14 protein-coding genes are annotated in these 16,623 nt (G+C 61.7%); 1 reads left to right on the top strand and 13 read right to left on the bottom strand.

Features of this window, described 5'->3' with window-relative positions:
- Positions 1 to 2: 2 nt before the first annotated feature.
- The 11 genes from BJA_RS18220 to BJA_RS18170 all read right to left on the bottom strand — a co-directional run bounded on the left by BJA_RS18220 (position 3) and on the right by BJA_RS18170 (position 13,802).
- Positions 3 to 1,025 carry an amidohydrolase family protein gene (locus BJA_RS18220; protein ID WP_011086462.1) on the bottom strand — a complete coding sequence of 341 codons (1,023 nt, stop codon included), beginning with the start codon at positions 1,023 to 1,025 and terminating at the stop codon, positions 3 to 5.
- Positions 1,026 to 1,160: 135 nt separating this feature from the next.
- Positions 1,161 to 1,532, bottom strand: a complete 372-nt coding sequence (locus tag BJA_RS18215; protein ID WP_011086461.1) for an MmoB/DmpM family protein — start codon at positions 1,530 to 1,532, stop codon at positions 1,161 to 1,163.
- A 6-nt stretch (positions 1,533 to 1,538) separates the two neighbouring features.
- The gene (locus BJA_RS18210) at positions 1,539 to 2,609 is read right to left on the bottom strand and encodes an aromatic/alkene monooxygenase hydroxylase subunit beta (RefSeq protein WP_038966207.1); all 1,071 of its coding nucleotides are present in this window, start codon (positions 2,607 to 2,609) and stop codon (positions 1,539 to 1,541) included.
- A gap of 55 nt (positions 2,610 to 2,664) precedes the next feature.
- Positions 2,665 to 3,705: a 2Fe-2S iron-sulfur cluster-binding protein gene (locus BJA_RS18205; RefSeq protein WP_011086459.1), complete on the bottom strand. Its 1,041-nt coding sequence runs from the start codon at positions 3,703 to 3,705 to the stop codon at positions 2,665 to 2,667.
- 84 nt (positions 3,706 to 3,789) lie between these two features.
- On the bottom strand, positions 3,790 to 5,460 hold the full coding sequence (locus BJA_RS18200) for an aromatic/alkene/methane monooxygenase hydroxylase/oxygenase subunit alpha (protein WP_038966206.1): 1,671 nt from the start codon (positions 5,458 to 5,460) through the stop codon (positions 3,790 to 3,792).
- A 1,150-nt stretch (positions 5,461 to 6,610) separates the two neighbouring features.
- Positions 6,611 to 7,663, bottom strand: a complete 1,053-nt coding sequence (locus BJA_RS18195) for an NAD(P)-dependent alcohol dehydrogenase (RefSeq protein WP_038966229.1) — start codon at positions 7,661 to 7,663, stop codon at positions 6,611 to 6,613.
- 1,165 nt (positions 7,664 to 8,828) lie between these two features.
- On the bottom strand, positions 8,829 to 9,572 hold the full coding sequence (locus BJA_RS18190) for an SDR family NAD(P)-dependent oxidoreductase (RefSeq protein WP_038966228.1): 744 nt from the start codon (positions 9,570 to 9,572) through the stop codon (positions 8,829 to 8,831).
- A 32-nt stretch (positions 9,573 to 9,604) separates the two neighbouring features.
- Positions 9,605 to 10,399 carry an SDR family NAD(P)-dependent oxidoreductase gene (locus tag BJA_RS18185; protein WP_011086453.1) on the bottom strand — a complete coding sequence of 265 codons (795 nt, stop codon included), beginning with the start codon at positions 10,397 to 10,399 and terminating at the stop codon, positions 9,605 to 9,607.
- A 35-nt stretch (positions 10,400 to 10,434) separates the two neighbouring features.
- On the bottom strand, positions 10,435 to 10,773 hold the full coding sequence (locus BJA_RS18180; RefSeq protein WP_011086452.1) for an NIPSNAP family protein: 339 nt from the start codon (positions 10,771 to 10,773) through the stop codon (positions 10,435 to 10,437).
- A gap of 24 nt (positions 10,774 to 10,797) precedes the next feature.
- Positions 10,798 to 12,030 carry an ABC transporter substrate-binding protein gene (locus tag BJA_RS18175; protein ID WP_011086451.1) on the bottom strand — a complete coding sequence of 411 codons (1,233 nt, stop codon included), beginning with the start codon at positions 12,028 to 12,030 and terminating at the stop codon, positions 10,798 to 10,800.
- A 68-nt stretch (positions 12,031 to 12,098) separates the two neighbouring features.
- Complete coding sequence (locus tag BJA_RS18170) at positions 12,099 to 13,802, bottom strand: FAD-dependent oxidoreductase (protein ID WP_011086450.1); 1,704 nt, start codon at positions 13,800 to 13,802, stop codon at positions 12,099 to 12,101.
- Positions 13,803 to 13,984: 182 nt separating this feature from the next.
- On the opposite strand from BJA_RS18170, the gene BJA_RS18165 reads away from it, so the two are divergent.
- Positions 13,985 to 14,872 (top strand): helix-turn-helix domain-containing protein, encoded by an 888-nt coding sequence (locus BJA_RS18165; protein ID WP_038966201.1) that lies wholly within the window; start codon positions 13,985 to 13,987, stop codon positions 14,870 to 14,872.
- A 15-nt stretch (positions 14,873 to 14,887) separates the two neighbouring features.
- Here BJA_RS18165 and BJA_RS18160 read toward each other — a convergent pair whose 3' ends face one another.
- Together BJA_RS18160 and BJA_RS18155 are read right to left on the bottom strand one after the other, a co-directional pair.
- On the bottom strand, positions 14,888 to 15,718 hold the full coding sequence (locus BJA_RS18160; protein ID WP_011086448.1) for a sugar phosphate isomerase/epimerase family protein: 831 nt from the start codon (positions 15,716 to 15,718) through the stop codon (positions 14,888 to 14,890).
- A complete protein-coding gene (locus BJA_RS18155) occupies positions 15,715 to 16,608 on the bottom strand; it encodes an NAD-dependent epimerase/dehydratase family protein (RefSeq protein ID WP_011086447.1) in 894 nt (297 codons plus the stop codon). The genes BJA_RS18160 and BJA_RS18155 overlap by 4 nt, the downstream gene beginning before the upstream one ends.
- Positions 16,609 to 16,623: the final 15 nt, after the last annotated feature.

Here is a 16,623-nt window from a genome sequence, read left to right as displayed (position 1 = left end):
CTCTACTCCGCTGCCGTCGCGTGGATTTTCTGCCCGAGCTTCGCCTTCTGCGCCTCGACGTCGACTCCATAGAGACGTGCGGCGTTGAGGCCCAGAATCTTCCTCTTTGCCTGCGGGGTGAGGTCGACGCCGTGCTCCTGCTTCAAATCTTCCGGCAGCTCGAAATTCCAGAACTTCTCGACCAGCCAGCGCGGCGTCCAGATCGCGTAGTCGCTCCCGAAAAGCAGCTTGTCCTCGCCGACCCAGAACAGCAGTTCGCTGATCACTTCGGCAAAATAGCGCGGCCGTCCATGGATGAACGGCAACGCCACCGCGAGGCCGCCGTAGACGTTCGTCTCCTGCACCGCGATCCAGCAAAAATCATCGAGGCGCGGCAGACCGCAATGCTCAATGATGAAATTCAAGCCCTGGAAGTCCGTCGCGGCATGGTCGACGTCGTGAACATCGAACGCATCCTTGTCCAACGGAATGATCGTCGGCCCCTTATGGACATGGATGTTGGTGATGCCGAGCTTCTGGCAGAGCTCGAGGCAGCGATAGGCGTTGGGATCCGTGAGCTTCCACCCACGCGAGTCACCCTTCCACTCGGCGGTATAGAGCTTGACACCCTTGATGCCGAACGTCTCCTTCATGTAGTGGATGTACTCGAGCGCCCTCTCGCCATCCCGTGGATCGAAGGCGCCGTTGACGATGAAGCGGTCCTTGTACTTCTTCGCCATCTCGGCGTTGCGATCGATAGTGTTGAACCCGTTCTTGTAGAACTCTGTGAGGTAGGTCGACTGAACGACGGCCATGTCGTCAGGACCGTCGACGAACAGATCGTGGTACATCTGGTCGGCGCTGTATTTCTCGAACTGCTCCTTCGGCCAGAGCTTGTCCTTCGGGCTGAGCGAGGTGTGGTAGGCGTAGAAGCAGTCGATGAACTGCTTGCCGTGGACGTTGAGCTGATTCGCCGGACTTCCGTCCCAAAAATGGGTATGGCCGTCGATAACGAACACTTCCTCGCCGCTGGGAGTTATGAACATGTTGCTCTCCGGAAATTCCTGGTTGGCTCTAGTCGATCAAACGAAGCGCGGTGGTCGGGCGAGACCACTTCGAGAAGCGGCGGGGCCATAGCCGCTGGGGATGCGGCCCCGCCCAGTCAGGGAGGCGATGGAGACTCACTCGATGTATTCGAAGACCTCGTCCATGTTTCCGAACAGCGTCACCGTGTTGTCGTCGATACGCACCATCCGTCCGTAGTGGGTCGAGGTGTTAACTTCGAAGATCTCGGCCGTCATTTCCTTCCCGAGAATTTCGCTGATTTCATCCATCTTGAAAGTCAGCTTTCCCTCGCCGTCGATGCGGATCAGGGCCGGCTGATAGGTCACTGTCACGTTCGGCTTCTTCGCCATGAACTCGGCGATGGCGCGCGCCTCGACGCTGTCATTCATGGTGACGCCGCACTGATGGGAAATCGTTTGCTCGAAACGAAGGTCCCCCATCTTCTGGAAGATATTCTGGTTGGTCGCAGATCTGGAAACGACGGACATTGCAATTTACTCCTTGGGAAGGGTGAGGCCGAGCTCGCCGAGAATCTTCTTAATGCGTTCGACCGACTGCGCACGCGCATCGGCGTACTGCACCGGCTTCGAATGCGGCTGCGACCAGATCGGCTGCAGGCCGGCGGCCGCCTTGTTGGCGAGCGCAACATGCTTGTTCACCCACCCCTGGAACAGCTTCTTGTTGTGGGCGCCATGCTGATTGTCGGTCACCAGAAGGTGCATCAGGTCGATCGTGTTCGCGAGATTGCGCTCATAGTCCGCTTCCGCGGACGAAATCACCGGCGGCGTGATGAAGTCGCCGTTAGACGAGGCTACCTGCATCAGGAAGCCGCTGCGAAACAGTTCGCCGACCAGCGACTCGAACACGATGTTGGTGGCGAAATACTGCTCGAGATAGTCGGCCGAGCCCATGATCGACTCGATCGCTTCCCGCGTTCCCTGCCAGCCCTTGTCTTCCAACCAGACGCGCTTGCCGGCCGTGTCGTCGAAGCCCGGAACGTCCATTCCGATCTCGGCGAGATACAGCGTAATATCCTGTGAAAGGCGAAGCTTGTAGGACGAGTTCGTCAGCGTCGCATTGTTGATCATCTGGGTGTAGCCGTAACGCTGAGCCTGCATCAGCGACGTGCCGAGACCGAACTCGGCGTGCTTCCACGCACCGAGATGGTTCTGCAAGATCTTGATCCAGGCCTTGTCGAAGCTCTTCGGTGCCCCGGACTTGCGACCGTTGGCGATCACGGCCTGGACCATGGCTTCGATCTTGGACTGGCGCTGGTAGTGAGTGCGCTCCCATTCCTGGTCGGGAGCACGGAACGCATGCCAATTCGAGCTGAGGGCCCCCGTGTTGTCCTTGGTGTATGCACCCTTGCCGTTGGGGAAAGAGATGATCCAGTCCTGCAACAGGTATCGTTCCGGATCCGGCTGCACGTCGACCGTCACGTCTTCGTAGTGCGTGGCTCGCTTGCTGCGGGGCTCGAAATAGCGGTATCTGCGGCTATCCGAATCCGGAAACACCGCAGAACCTGCTGCACCGGATTTGGCTGATACGGTTTGAACGGCAGTCATGGTCGTCTTCCTCCTCCTGTTGTTGGGCTCTAGCTCGTTGGACGGTCGAGGCGTCTTAGTTGTTCGCCGGCGTGAACTTGTCGAAGAAGATGCGGTCCGACTCGACATCGCTCATCTGCAACACTGGCGTCAGCGCCTCGATCATTGGCGATGGTCCGCAGGCATAGACGTCGACGTCTTCACCATAGTCCGCACCGCGAAGGTGCTCTCCGACTGCCTCATGCACGAAGCCCTTTGCTCCGCCCCAGGCCGTGTCGTCGGCCGCATGGGAGAGAACCGGGACGAAGGTGAACTCCGGATGCTTGGCGGCGAGCTCCGCGAAATGGTCGAGATAGAAGAGATCGTTCTGCGTCCTGGCTCCGTAGAAGAAGCGCACCGGACGAACTTCCCCGGAGCTGATGTGATCATGCAGGATAGACCACAGCGGCGACATTCCGGATCCGCCACCGACCAGGATCATGGCTCCTGTTTTGTTTTCTCGTCGGAAGCAGGTCCCGTAGGGTCCTTTGATTCCGACTTCGGTTCCGACGGCGAGATCTCCGTCGAGTCGTGAGGAGAAGCGCCCATTGGGGTACTTCTTGATGATGAACGCGAGATTTTGGCTTTCGCCCGGCGAATTTGCCATGGAAAACGAGCGCGTAATCGTCTCTGGTCCCGGGAGCGTGATGTCGACATATTGACCCGCCCAGAACTTCAGAGGTTGCTCCAGTGTGATTTCGAGGCGGCGGATGTCATGGGTCAGCGCAGAGACGCTCGTAACGGTGCCCGTGAAATCCTTGACGGGAATCGATTTCGACAGCACTTCCTCGTCATAGTTGAGGAGCTCCACCTCCAGATCCGAGTATGCCAAGGTCCGACAGAGCAGGATGTAATCCTGGCCTCGCTCCATCTCGTTCAGGGCAAACGTCGAGTATTTCTTCAACTCGACATCGCCTCCGGTAAGGACGCATTTGCACGCAGAGCACTGCCCCTCCTTGCAGCCATGCGGCAGCGCGATCCCTTGGCGAAACGCAGCGTCGAGAACAGTTTCGTTCTCCTCGACCTCGAACTCTATGCCTACCGGTTGCAGGCGAACGACATTAGCGGGCGCGCCCATAGGGGCCTCCTCAAACGAACGCTTTCATATCTTCCGGGGAGCGATCGGGAAGGAGCCGGCCGCAGCCGGCCCCTTCCGTCTCACTTAGTTGCAGGGATTGATAGTGAATCCCTTGCGATACTCGGCGAGATGCTTCTCGCGGTCGGCCGGGCTCATCTCCCGCAGCGTCTGTAGCGGGCTCTTGAGGATGTGGCCGCGGACATCGTCGAGCGTCCACATTTCCTTCTGGTCGAAGCGCAAATGCGGCTGCGCGACCAAGGTCTTGCCGTCCGTGCGCACGAAGCCGAGATCCTTGATGGCGTCGGCAATATCCACATTGTGGTAGACGCTTTCCCACTCGCGACGGCCGCTGAACCGCCCCATCGCCGGGGTCGGACGACCCTGGTACTCGCCGGCGAACGCTTCGACGGCCGTCCACCGATCGAGCTCATGGGCGAAGGTGTGCAGCTTGCCGTCGATCTCGTCGGTGACAATGTCCTCACGGATGAGGCACGGAACGAGGCACGACCAGCAACGATGCGGATAGACGTAGCCGACGTCGCTGTTGAACAGGATGTTGGTTTGACCCCGATGCGACAGCTTCTCGTACCATTTCCAGAACTCGCCGAACTGCGCATACCAGCCCGGATACTTGTGCTCGAACCACTCGAAGTCCTTTTCAGTCTGCGCCTCGATACGCCAGAAGTTCGCCGACCAGCCGACGGCAAAGAACTGGGCGACCTTGTGGACGTAGTGCTTCTCGGTCAGCCGCTTCCAGGCGGCCTGCACGTCGTCATGATGGATCTTGATGCCGTACTTCTCGAGCGGCAGCATATAGGTCCGGTAATAGTCCTCGAAGATCCAGCGGTGCCACATCTCCGCGTAGGACTCCTTGTTCTTGTCGCGGTTCGTGGTGCCGTATTCGATGAACGTCCCGATCGCCGCGTCGACGATGGCATGGTTCTGCCAGAAAGCATAGCGCATGTCGCGCTCGAGCAGCAGGTGATTCTCCGGCTCCTTCAGCATCGACATCAGCATCGAGTGGCCGTTGCCGATGTGGCGGCTCTCGTCCGACTGAACCGAGAGGAACACGGTTGGCAGCGCATAGTCGCCGTTGCGCGCCGCCTCCGACGGCATGGCGACGAACAGCGTGTTGGTGAACGCCGTCTCGGCGACGACGGTCAGGTAGACGTTCGCCGACGTGATGGCGTCACCGGTGATGAATCCTTCACCGAACTGGCGACCGATCGTGGTGGCGTAGCACTTGCCGAACGCCTCCTCCGTGATGTCGAAGCCGGCCGGGTCGATGTAGTTCTCCATGTACCATTTCTTCAGGTTCATCTGGATGGTCGAGTGACGGAATTCGTCGACCATCTGCATGGTGAAGCCAGTACGGAGATCTTCGCCGGGTGCGAGGCGCCCGACCATCGCCATGGAACGTGCCGCCGAGATTTCCGGGAACGGGATGATCGCCAGGAACAGCTTCATCCACTCGACCCAACGTGGCTCGACGTTGCGGAACATGTCGCCGCGAAGCGCGGCATCGAGGGCGCCGTAGACGCGGTTGTCCTTTTCCTCCTGCATCGGGAAATAGGAGCGAAGGACCTGCTTCATCGGATCCTTGGGCGCCTTCGTGATCTTGTAGTCGGTGGGGAAAGTCATCGCTTCCTGGACGTAGGACGGATTCCATCCGAGATCTGCAATCTTCTTTGCAGCCTCACCGACGGAAATGCCGCGCTGGGCGGTGATCTTGTTGAGTGTTAGCGTTCCAGACATCTCGTCTTTCCTCCTGATCGGGTCAGAAACCACATCGATATTCCGCCTGCCTGGACCTTCGCGGACCGAGCAGTGCTTACCCGTGCGTTACGGGCCACCTCGCGACCGTTTGCGCGGCCGGACGTTTGATATCGGCAAGGGTCTCAGGATGACTGTGGAACACCTCAGGGATGATCAGGAGCGATCTTCGGACCCAGCCGTCCTCCGATCGCAATTGAGTGACCCCGCGCAAGGTTCGCCCTCAGCTTGACATCCCCTTCCCTCGTTCTTTTCGCGGCTCGCCCCGGACGGAGCAGTCAGCGTTGTTGTGCCAAACAGCTTTGCAATGGGCGTGCCAGCGCTCTCTTGCCCCGCCAAATTGATTTCTGATTGCCGGAGGTGAGGATCGGCGCTGACGGAGACTTCGCGGCTCCCAGTTAGCGACCTGCGGAAATGCAAACTGCGACAAGAGTTGCAAAATGAGAATCGGCGCAACGCGGAGACCGCCACTTCGCGGCGCAATGTTTGCGCTGCAACAGTGCCAGAAATTGCCCCGGGCAATACGTCGAGCGCTTTCGGAATCGAACGCGGTCCGCTCGATGCGACAGGCGTCTTTCACGTTGAAGGCCGCGCATACGAGACTGGTTCGTTGCCCGGTCCATTCGGACTAGCGATAGTCCTCGAAACCGGCCGACCGTTTTGATTGCCGAACCTTCTCGATCCAGCGCTCGGTGTACTGGGCGTAGCAATCGTGATCGCAGAAAGGGAGACCGGTACTGAATTCTCTCAGATAGTGAGCGTGAATGGGCTCGCAGCAAGACATGCAGAACGTCTTCAGCCACGGTGTTCTGCCATTGACGAGGACGAACCTCATGCGGCGTTCCTAAGCGATCTTGTCGATATGAGATTGACAACGATGCAAATTGAGACGATGGCGTACAATGAGACTCCGGAGATCAGACCACTCCTCCACCCTTGCGGTGTTTGCACTGCGATATGAGCTTGTGTGAAACCGATCTGATTGAACTGTTGCAGCGCCTGACCAGCATAAGATCTCACGCAGCTGGGCTCCGGTGACGGCGTCAGACGACACCACACGGGCATGACGACGGCCGCTTGCTCGATCCATCGCGAGGAAATGCATGCTCGCGATGGATGATGCAGCTATCCTTCAAGGGATTAACACGGCCCGCCCATGAATTTCGCCTGCATTGAGATCGTGCAAGGCCTTGTTGGCGTCCGCAAGGCGATACTCGGTCGTGGCAAGTTCAACCAGATCTCGGTCCGCAAGGGCCATCAACTCGGTTAGTTCGGCCCACGTGCCGACCAGATTGCCGATAATGTTTTTCTCGGTTATCACCATGTCGACTGTCGGCACCCGAATGTCTTCGCCGTAACCGACGACGTAGTAGCTGCCCATCGGACGAGTCATCGCCAGGCCCTTCGACGTCGTCCCCTTCTCGCCGACGAAATCGATCACCGCTTCCGCACCGTTTCCGCCGGTCAGACCCAGAACGGCTTCCACTTCGTTGCCGTCAGCTTTCACGAGATGATCGGCGCCCGATTTTTCGGCTAGTTTCAGCGATGCTTCGGACTTGTCGACGACAATAATGTCGGCCGCACACATCGCTTTGAGGCACTGGATTCCGATGTGGCCCAATCCTCCCGCACCGATAACAACGCAAGATTCGCCTGGCAAAAGGTGACGCGTGGCCTTCTTGACAGCGCGATAGGCGGTGAGGCCTGCATCGGCGTATGGCGCGACATCCTTTGGCGCCAAAGTCCGTGGCAGCGGGACGATGTTGCGTTCTGAGGTGCAAAGGAACTCTGCATAGCCGCCGTTGCAATCGAGGCCTGGGAACGTTCCAGGACCGTGCATGTCGAATCCTCGGCGACAGGCGAGACACGTCCCGCCGCTGATCTTCGGATGGACGATGACAGGATCGCCCTTCTTTAGTCCCTCGACTTCCTTGCCAACTTCTTCGATCCAGCCTGCATTTTCGTGCCCCATAATGAGGGGAAGCAGCTTGTCACCGCTCGGATCCATGTGCGGCTTCCACACGCCTTCGACGATGTGAAGGTCGGTTCGGCATACGCCCGCACCACCTATGCGGACAATGACGTCGGTTGATTTCGTCAACTTCGGATCAGGCACCTTCTCTTCCCCGACCCAAAGGTCGTTGGAAAGTTTCTCGTCGTAGGCTCTCAATACTTGGGCTCTCATCATTTCCTCCGTCTCCCCGGCGAACTTCGGTGCGCCATCGGCGATTTCAGCCTCAGCATTTTTTGTGCCAGCGGATTTGTGTCGCGGCGCCAACAGCCACTGTTGGATACGCGCCAACAGTCCTGCTGCGGCGCAGCGCGAAGATGATAGATCACCGTGCTGAAACAGCCCGATACTACCAGGCACGGATCAGCGTTATCTAAAGTCCTCCACCATTGGGAGGATCGATGGTCAAGCTAAGCACGACAAAAAGGAGAGCAGCTGGACTTTGCTGCGCATTGCTTGCCGCGCAAGGAGGTTAACTGGATGGCCAAACCGGTCCACTCGATGATCCGCGTGGCCCACGAGGCGACTTCCACCGGCGCGCCTTCGATCTCGAGATCCCCAACCATCTGAGTGTGCCAATTTCGCCCTGATCTATTTGCGTCTCCGTCCTCACCTTTCGAGCTGGAGCTTACGGTCATCGCAAGGAGCCGTATGCGCTCGACGTCCCGATCTTCTTACTGGATCTGTTCTCGAAAGGAGATGTCGTGAACCTGACCAAAGCAGAGCGGCAGTATGCCAAAGACGGGGCAAATCTTGACTTCAGCTTTGTCCATCTCACGCAAGGTCAGAACTGAGTCCTAGTATTCTCGCGCGCAGATCTACAATTCGCAGCAAGCCGGCATTATTGCTTATTCGTATCTGGCGTATGGGCTTCCTTGGTTGAGCGGGTGACGCTTCTGCCCGACGGGAACGAGCTAGGAATCGTGCTCAACGGCGATCTGGCCGCGATCTTGAGCTTTGCTGCGGGCAAAACGAAGCCCGACCTCCTTCCGGAGGCCGGGCTTCTTGGCGACTTAGTATCGATCGTTGGTTGCCGGGACAGGATTTGAACCTACCCAGACGTCTTGAACGCGACAGTCTGCGGGACTGCCGCAGACAAACCAGTCGTCACCAGCCCAGAAATTGGAGCGCTGTTGGCTCCCCAAATTGGGTGTCGGTAGATTTTTGTTGATCTCTCCGTGCACACATCGTGCACACGCCGCCTTCTAACTTATTGAAGAACTTGAACTCTCTGTCCAATCCATCATCGGCCAAGTTGAGCTAACGCAGGCTAGCCTGATCCAAGCTGATCCAAAATTGTCAGCTCTGAGCCATAGCCACGCCGGCGCGACGCGATCAATTAGATTGCCGTGTAGCCGCCGTCGGCATTGACACACGCGCCCGTGATGATCGAGGCCTTGTCGCTCGCAAGAAAGGCCACAACCTCAGCAATCTCCCCAGGCCGCGCCAAGCGCCCGATCGGCTGCCGCACCAGCATCGCCTGGCGGGTCGCCTCCGGCAACTTGGCCAGCAACGGCGTATCGACATAGCCCGGAGAAACGCAGTTCGCGCGAATACCCTGGAGCGCATAGGTCAACGCAACTGAGCGCGTGAGATTGACCACCGCGGCTTTCGCGGCCGAATAGGCGTTGCTGTTCTCCTGACCGACGTGAGCAAGGATCGACGCCATGTTGACGATCGCGCCACCACCGGTCGCACGCATGATGCCTGCGGCGAACTTGTTGCAGATCGCCACCCCGGTGAGATCGACGTCGATCACGCGGCGCCAGTCGACGAGATCGAGCTCGTGGATTGGCGACTTGCGCTCGGGAATGCCGGCATTGGCGACGAGGATGTCGAGCCGGCCGAACAGCGTGACGGCTGCCTGCATCAGCTCGGCAACTGAGGCCTCATCGGTGACGTCGACATGCTGGAAGCCCGCCGCGTGACCATCGGCGGCAAGCCCGGCCGCAAGCGCGGCTCCGCCTTCGGCGAGATCACCGAGCAAGACTTTCGCCCCCTCGACGGCAAACAGTCGCGCAATCGCGGCTCCAATCCCGGAGCCGGCGCCGGTGATGACGGCAACCTTTCCCTCGAGCAGCACCACACCCTCCCGTTCGACCCGATTTGCCGAGCTCAGCTCTTCTCGAAGCCCGGGCGCGGAATCGTGCCCATCAGCGTCCGGGTGAAGCCACCGTCCACGACGATCTCCTCACCGGTGATGTAGCTCGCGCGCTCGCTCGCGAGGAAGACTACCGCATCGGCGATGTCCTCGGGGCGGCCGATGCGCCGTGCCGGCACCAACGCCCGCCGCGCCTCGTACACGCCCTGGGTCTGATAGATGGCCTCGGTCATCGGCGTGCGGATCATGCCCGGGCTGACGACGTTGCTGCGTACGCCGCGCGGTCCCCATTCGACCGCGAGCTGGCGGGACAGCACGGCCACGCCGGCCTTGCTCACGCTGTAGGCGCCGCTGTAGCTCTGCGGAAATGAGGCCGAGATCGATGCGACATGGACGATGGCGCCTGCGCCGCGCGCCAGCATCGGCTCTCCGAAGGCCCGCGCGCAGCGCAGGTAACCGGTCAGGTTCAATGACAGAATGCGGTCCCAATCCGCCATGCTCGTGGTGTCGAGCCCGCCCGGCAACATCGTGCCAGCATTGTTGACGAGGATTGTGGCTTCGCCGACTTTCGCCGCCACCTCGCCGGCGGCGCGCGCGACGCTGTCATCGCGGGTGACATCGCAGGCTAGGAACTCCGCGCGGCCACCGCTTGCGCTAATCTCCGCCGCGACAGCCGCGCCGGCCTCGTCGCGGTCGAGCACGACGACGGTCGCGCCAACCGCCGAAAGGCCGAGCGCAATGCCGCGCCCGATGCCCGCACCACCGCCCGTGACGACGGCAACTTTCGCGGAAAGATTGATCCATGCCATGCGGGGCTTCCAAGGTTGGAAAGGCGATTGGCGCCTCAGGTGGCGAGGCCGGACAAGGACAGCAGCTCGATCCTGCGGATCAGCCGGTTCTCCTGCGCGACGATGAGATGCTCTGAGGCTTGCAAGTAAGCCGGCCAGTCGGGATCCTTGTCGCGCTCGGCGTGCCGGCGCTCGAACTCTCCCATGTCGGGGAAACCCCAGAGATGAACGATCTGGTTGAGCGGCCCGACCGCGCTCGTGAACATGCCAAGCGGACGCCCCAGATATTTGAGCTGGACCGGTATCGCGAGCCGGTCGAACACCTCGATGAACTCCGCCATCTTCCGCAGGCGGATGGTGTAGACACGCAGGTCGACAATGGCTTGCTCGGTCATCGGAGGATCTCCCGGTTGGCTCTCTCAGCTGCGCACGAGCGCGCAACTACCCTCGTCGAGGGGCCGGAACGCCTCGGTTGCGCTCAGCGTCGAGACCAGCTTGTAGACGTCGCCGGTCGACGTGCTCTCCGCGGGCTTCTTCACCTCGAAGAGATAGGCCGGATGGATCTTGCGCCCGTCGGCGCGGATCATGCCCTGACCGAAGCAGTCGTCGTCGGTCGGCATCTTCTTCATCAGCTCGACGACCTCGCGCCCGTTGCGCTTGGCCTGCTCGGCGCCGAGCTCCTTCACCGCCTTGAGGTAGTGCAGCACGCAAGCGTAGTCGCCGGCCTGGCTCATGTTGGGATAGACGTTTGCTGCCAGGCGCGGCTTCACCCGGTTCATGAAGGCGCGCGTTCGCTCGTTGAGATCCCAGTAGAAGGTCTCGGTGAGCGACAGGCCCTTGGCCGTCGACAGGCCCATGCCGATGACGTCGGTAACATAGCCGACCAGCGCCGCCATGCGCGCGCCGCCCTGGTCCAGACCGAACTCCTGGGCCTGCTTCAGACAGTTGATCAGCTCATTGCCGGAATTGGCAAAGGCGATCACATTCGCGCCGCTCGACTGAGCCTGCAGCAGGAAGGACGAGAAGTCCGAGGTCGACCCGAAGGGATAGCGGACCGAGCCGAGCACGGTGCCGCCGGCCGCCTTAACGAATTTCGCCGCGTCCGCCTCGGCAGCATGGCCGAACGCATAGTCGGCGGTGAGGAAAAACCATTTCGAGCCGCCGGTGCGCACGAGCGAGGTCGCCGTCGAATGGGCGAGGCACCAGGAATCCCAGGACCAGTGCACGAGGTTGGCGCTGCAGCTCTTGCCGGTCAGGTCCGACGATCCGGCGGTGGTGATCAAGGCAACCTTGTTCTTGTCCTCGATCAAGTATTTGGCGCCGAGCGCGATCGAGGAGTTGCCGACATTCTCGATCACGTCGACGCCATCCTGATCGAACCATTTGCGGATGATCGCAAGGCCGACGTCGGCCTTGTTCTGATGGTCGGCGACCAGGATCTCGACCTTGATGGAAGGGTTGGCCGCCATGAATTCGGCAGCCGCCTGCTGTGCGCAGGCGACTGTCGTGGGCCCCGACACGTCGCGATAGATGCCGGACATGTCGGTGATCACGCCGATGCGGATCGTGTTGTCGGACTGCGCCCGGGCGAGGCGCGGCGCCAACGCCGTGGCGAGGCCGGCACCGACGAAACTGCGGCGTGTCATGGTCATGTCGTTTCTTCCTCACCTGCCCTGCCTTCCGGCATGGACCGTTGTTGATCCCGTTTGGATGGTGTCGATCAGGCTTGCTGGCCAGCCAGATGACGGCCGGTGATGTAACCGAAGGTCATGATCGGCCCGAGCGTGATGCCGGCACCAGGATAGTTGCCGCCCATGATCGAGGCACGATCATTGCCGACGGCATAGAGTCCGGCGATCGCCGTACCGTCGTGGCGCACCACGCGACCGACCAGGTCGGTAGTCAGACCGTCGAATGTGCCGAGATCGCCCATGATGAGCTTCAGCGCGTAGTACGGCCCGGTGCCGATCGGGGCCACGTTCGGGTTTGGCTTGTGCTCGGCGTCGCCGAGATAGCGGTTGAAGGCCGTCGAGCCGCGCTTGAACGCGCGGTCAATGCCATGGACCGCGCCTTCATTGTACTCGCGCACCGTTGCTTCCAGACCGTCGGCCTCGATGCCCGTCGCAGCGGCCAGCTCGCGCAGCGTCGCGCCGCGGCTCAGATAGCCGTTGCGCACGAAGGGTCCGAGCGGCACTGGTGCAGGCTTGGCATAGCCGAGGCCGTACTTGCGGATCGTGGCGTGATCGCAGATCAGCCAGGCCGCGGTCTCCCTACCGCCGGCGCCATTGGCGATCATCGCGGCGCCGACGTCGTGGTAGGACTCGGACTCGTTGGTGAAGCGCCGCCCTTGCCTGTTCACCGCGATCACACCGGGCTTGTAGCGGTCCACGAGATGCGGAAACACGCCGGTGCGATTGCCGAGCGGCACGCGCGACACCGGCATCCACGCCGCCGCACTCGGAAAGCGGATGTCGCAGCTGCCGCCGGCCACCTCTGCCATGCGGATGCCGTCGCCGGTGTTGGCCGCAGGTGTCGGCGACAAATGTTCGCCACCTCGGGCAAGATGCGGATAGGCGCGCGCAATGCGCGCCTGATCGTGCGGAAAACCGCCGCTCGCCAGCACCACTGCGCGGCGCGCCGTGATCGCGTACTCGCCCTGCGTATCGCCGACGATCGCGCCCGCGATGGCGCCGTTCCGGCTGATCAGCCGTTGCGCGGGCGTTGCCGTGAGCAGCGGAATCCCGAGATCGAAGACGGTCCTCGCAAGCCGCGCCGCCAGCGCATTGCCGCTGGTGATCTTGACCCCGCGGCGATAGCGGGCGAGATCCCAGAGGTGGCTGGCAAGCCGCCGGGCCACGTAGATTGCCGAAGCGAGCGAACTCGTGACGCGGAAGAAATGCTTCAGCTCGTCATTGGACGAGTTGAACATCATGCCGATGAAGGTGATGGTCTCGAGCGGCGGCCGCAGCCGGCGGATCTCCGTGCCGAGCCCGCTGGCGTCGTAGGGCGCCGCGGTCACCGAGCGGCCGAGCTTGGTGCCGCCCTCGACGTCCGGATGATAGTCGGGATAGGCCGACAGCACGAATTTCGCTTCGGTCTCCTTCTCGAAGAAATCGAGCATGCGCGGGCCGACATCGAGAAAGGCATCGATCGCCGCATCGTCGAAATGATGGCCGGTCTCGTGCTTGAGATAGGTGCGCGCCGCGTCGCGGCTGTCCGTGACGCCCGCATCGCGCGCATGGCGATTTCCGGGAATCCACAGCACGCCGCCGGAAAAAGCCGTGGTGCCGCCGAAGTACTCGTCCTTCTCGACGATGATCACGTCGAGCCCGCACTTCCGGGCCGTGATCGCGGCGGACAATCCGCCGGCGCCCGAGCCCACGACCAGCACGTCGCACGACAAATCACGCGCTTGTCCTGACATTGCCGTTTCCTCCCGTGGTCTCGCCGCGCCGTTGCTTTGTTTGGGTCTGACGACGGCTCGTATTCTCGATAGGCGCGACCGCGGGCGCCGCCAATGGACGAAACTCTTTTTGTATTGTACTTTTCATAAGTGCAGTGCAGCGACCGGAACTAACCGCCACTGCCGCGGAGGGAACCGCAAGCATGATTCCGCACTATTTTTTGTACGAGGAAGCGGCTTCGAAGGTCGAACCGTCGTTCCTCCATATCGAGCCGATCCCGGTGCGCAGCGGCAGGCACAATTGGACAATCCGGACGCACACGCATCCCGACCATCACCAGGTCCTGGTGATCAGCAAGGGCGGCGGCGCCATCGAGGTCGAGGGCGTGAGCTGGGAGGTCTCGCCGCCGGCGCTGGTCATCATCCCGGCGCTAACGATCCATGCCATCCGCTTCAGACCCGGCACCGACGGCTATGTCATCACCGTGGCGCTGCCCTTCCTGCAATCCGCGCTCGATGACGATGCCAACCTCATCGACGGCTTTCGCGTACCGGTCCGCTTCCTGTCGCAACAGATCGGCCGCGACATCGACCTCGTCGGCCTGTTCGCCTCGCTCGAGCACGAATTCGTCTGGTCGGCACCTAGCCGCCGCACCGCCATCAAGGCCTATCTGCAACTGCTCGCAGTAACGGTTCGCCGGCTGCTCGAGCAGGAGCGTGTCCGTCCGATCTCCAGCGCACGGGAGGCGGAGACCGTGATGCACTTTCGCGAGCTGGTCGAGAAGCACTATCGCGATCACCCCTCGCTCGATGTCTACGCGCGCAAGCTCGGCGTCACGGCCGCGCGCCTCAACGCCTGCTGCCGGATGACGACAGGCAAGTCCTCGCTGGCGCTGATCAATGATCGGCTGCTCACGGAGGCCAAGCGCAACCTGCTCTACTCCGACATGACCGTGAACGAGATCGGCGCAGCACTCGGCTACGCCGATCCGGCCTATTTCAACCGCTTCTTCTCCCGCAATGTCGGCCTGTCGCCGGGCCGCTTCCGCGAGCGGCTGTTCTCCGACGAGACCCGCGCGGCTGCCAGCTGAAGCGGCATTGCGCGATCAGCCGGCGAGAGAAAAGGCCAGGCCCTGCCGCTTGAGTATCGCGGCGCCTTCGTCGATGTCCTTGAGCGGCTGGTCCGACAGGATCTCGAGCACGATCCTGCCCTCATAGGCTCGCTGCCTCAGCAGCGCAGCGATGGCCGCAAAATCGATCTCGCCCGAGCCGATCGGATCGTGTCGCCACTGCCCCTTCGGACTGTCCGATAGATGAACGATGCCGAGACGGGGCCACAGCGCCCTAAGACCCTCGACCGGATCCTCGCCAATCGCAACGGCATTGGCGACATCGTAGATCACCGGCATCCCGGCATAGCCTTCGGCATCGAGAAAGCGAGTGATGTCCGCGGCGCTGGCGAGCAGCCCCTGCGGATGGTTTTCGAGGATGACCGGCACGCCGGCGCGCTCCGCCTTGTCGTAAATGCGGGCGAAGGCGTCGCGAAAACTCACCATCAATCGGTCGTTGGCCTTGGCAAGCAGCGCGTGCCGGCGGCCGGAGCCGACGCAGATCCAGCGCGCGCCGAGCTCGGCGGCGCGGTCGATCGTGGCCACATAAGACGAAACCGCAAAATCGACCACGTGTTGCGACGGGCTTGCGAGATTGATGTCGCTGCTGGCGAGGTCGAGCGCCAGGAGCGACAGGCAATGCCGCTCGATCAGCGCGCGAATTCGCCGCGTGCGCGCGGCGTCCTGTACCCAGGGATCGAAGTGCGGCGGCGTCGCCATCAACTGGATGGTGCGATAGCCCGCAGCGGCGAGCCGCTCGATGGCGTCCTCCGCGACGCAGTCCCACGCGAAGCCGAAAGTGTGGGCGCCGAGCACCGGAAGCGTCATGGGGCCGCCCGGTAAAGCTCGATGGTGCGACGAATGCCGTCGCGCAACGAGGTCAAGGGCAAGCCGGGAAGCGCGCGCCGCAAGTCGCCCTCGCCGACGTCCTCCGCGAATGGAAGCACGGGACCATCGATCCCAATCTTCGCATCGGGGACGACGTCACGCACGGCCGCGACGACGTCGTCGTTCGAAACCACCTCGCCCGGCAAGTTGAAGACGTGCGCCCCATGAGGCTCGCGGCGAAGCGCGGCGTAATAGGCCGCGACGACATCGTCGACGAACACGAGGCCGGCCGTGCCGATATAGGGAATGATATAGGTCTCGCCACGCGCGGCCGCGCGGCAGGCCAGCGATGGGCCCGCAGTCAACCCGGTTTCGCGGCCATAGCCATAGACGATATAGGGCCGGAAGCCGATGCTGGCGATGCCATGGTCCTCCCAATAGGCCCGCGCGCTGCCTTCGCAGGCGAGCTTGAATGCCCCGTAATGGGTAATGGGCCGCGGCGTCGTCTCGTCGTCAGGGCCGTAGACGCCGGCGCTGCTCGTATAGACGATGCGGCGGATACCGAGCGCTTGCGCGGCGTTGAAGACGTTCAACGTGCCGACGAGGTTGATCATCGCGCCGCGCACGGGATCGGCCTTGCAGGCCGGCGTCAGCACGCCGGCGAGATGGACAATTCCGTCGCAGCCTTCGGCTGCGGCACGCACCGCCTGCCCATCCGCGATATCGCCGATGCGCCACTCCACGGACGCGGCGGCAGCTCCGACAATCCCGTTGAACTGCGCCGAGCGCTCGACCGACTCGAACACGCGCAGCCGATGACCATCGCCCGCGAGCCGTCGCGCCAGCCACGCTCCGATGAAACCGCCGCCGCCTGTGATCAGAATCTGCATAATGTCAGGTCTCCG

It is taken from the genome of Bradyrhizobium diazoefficiens USDA 110, assembly GCF_000011365.1.
In the GTDB taxonomy this organism is placed as follows: Bacteria; Pseudomonadota; Alphaproteobacteria; order Rhizobiales; family Xanthobacteraceae; genus Bradyrhizobium; species Bradyrhizobium diazoefficiens.
The sequence above is the reverse complement of the archived record's forward strand: the minus strand, read 5'-3'. Positions and strand labels throughout refer to the sequence as shown.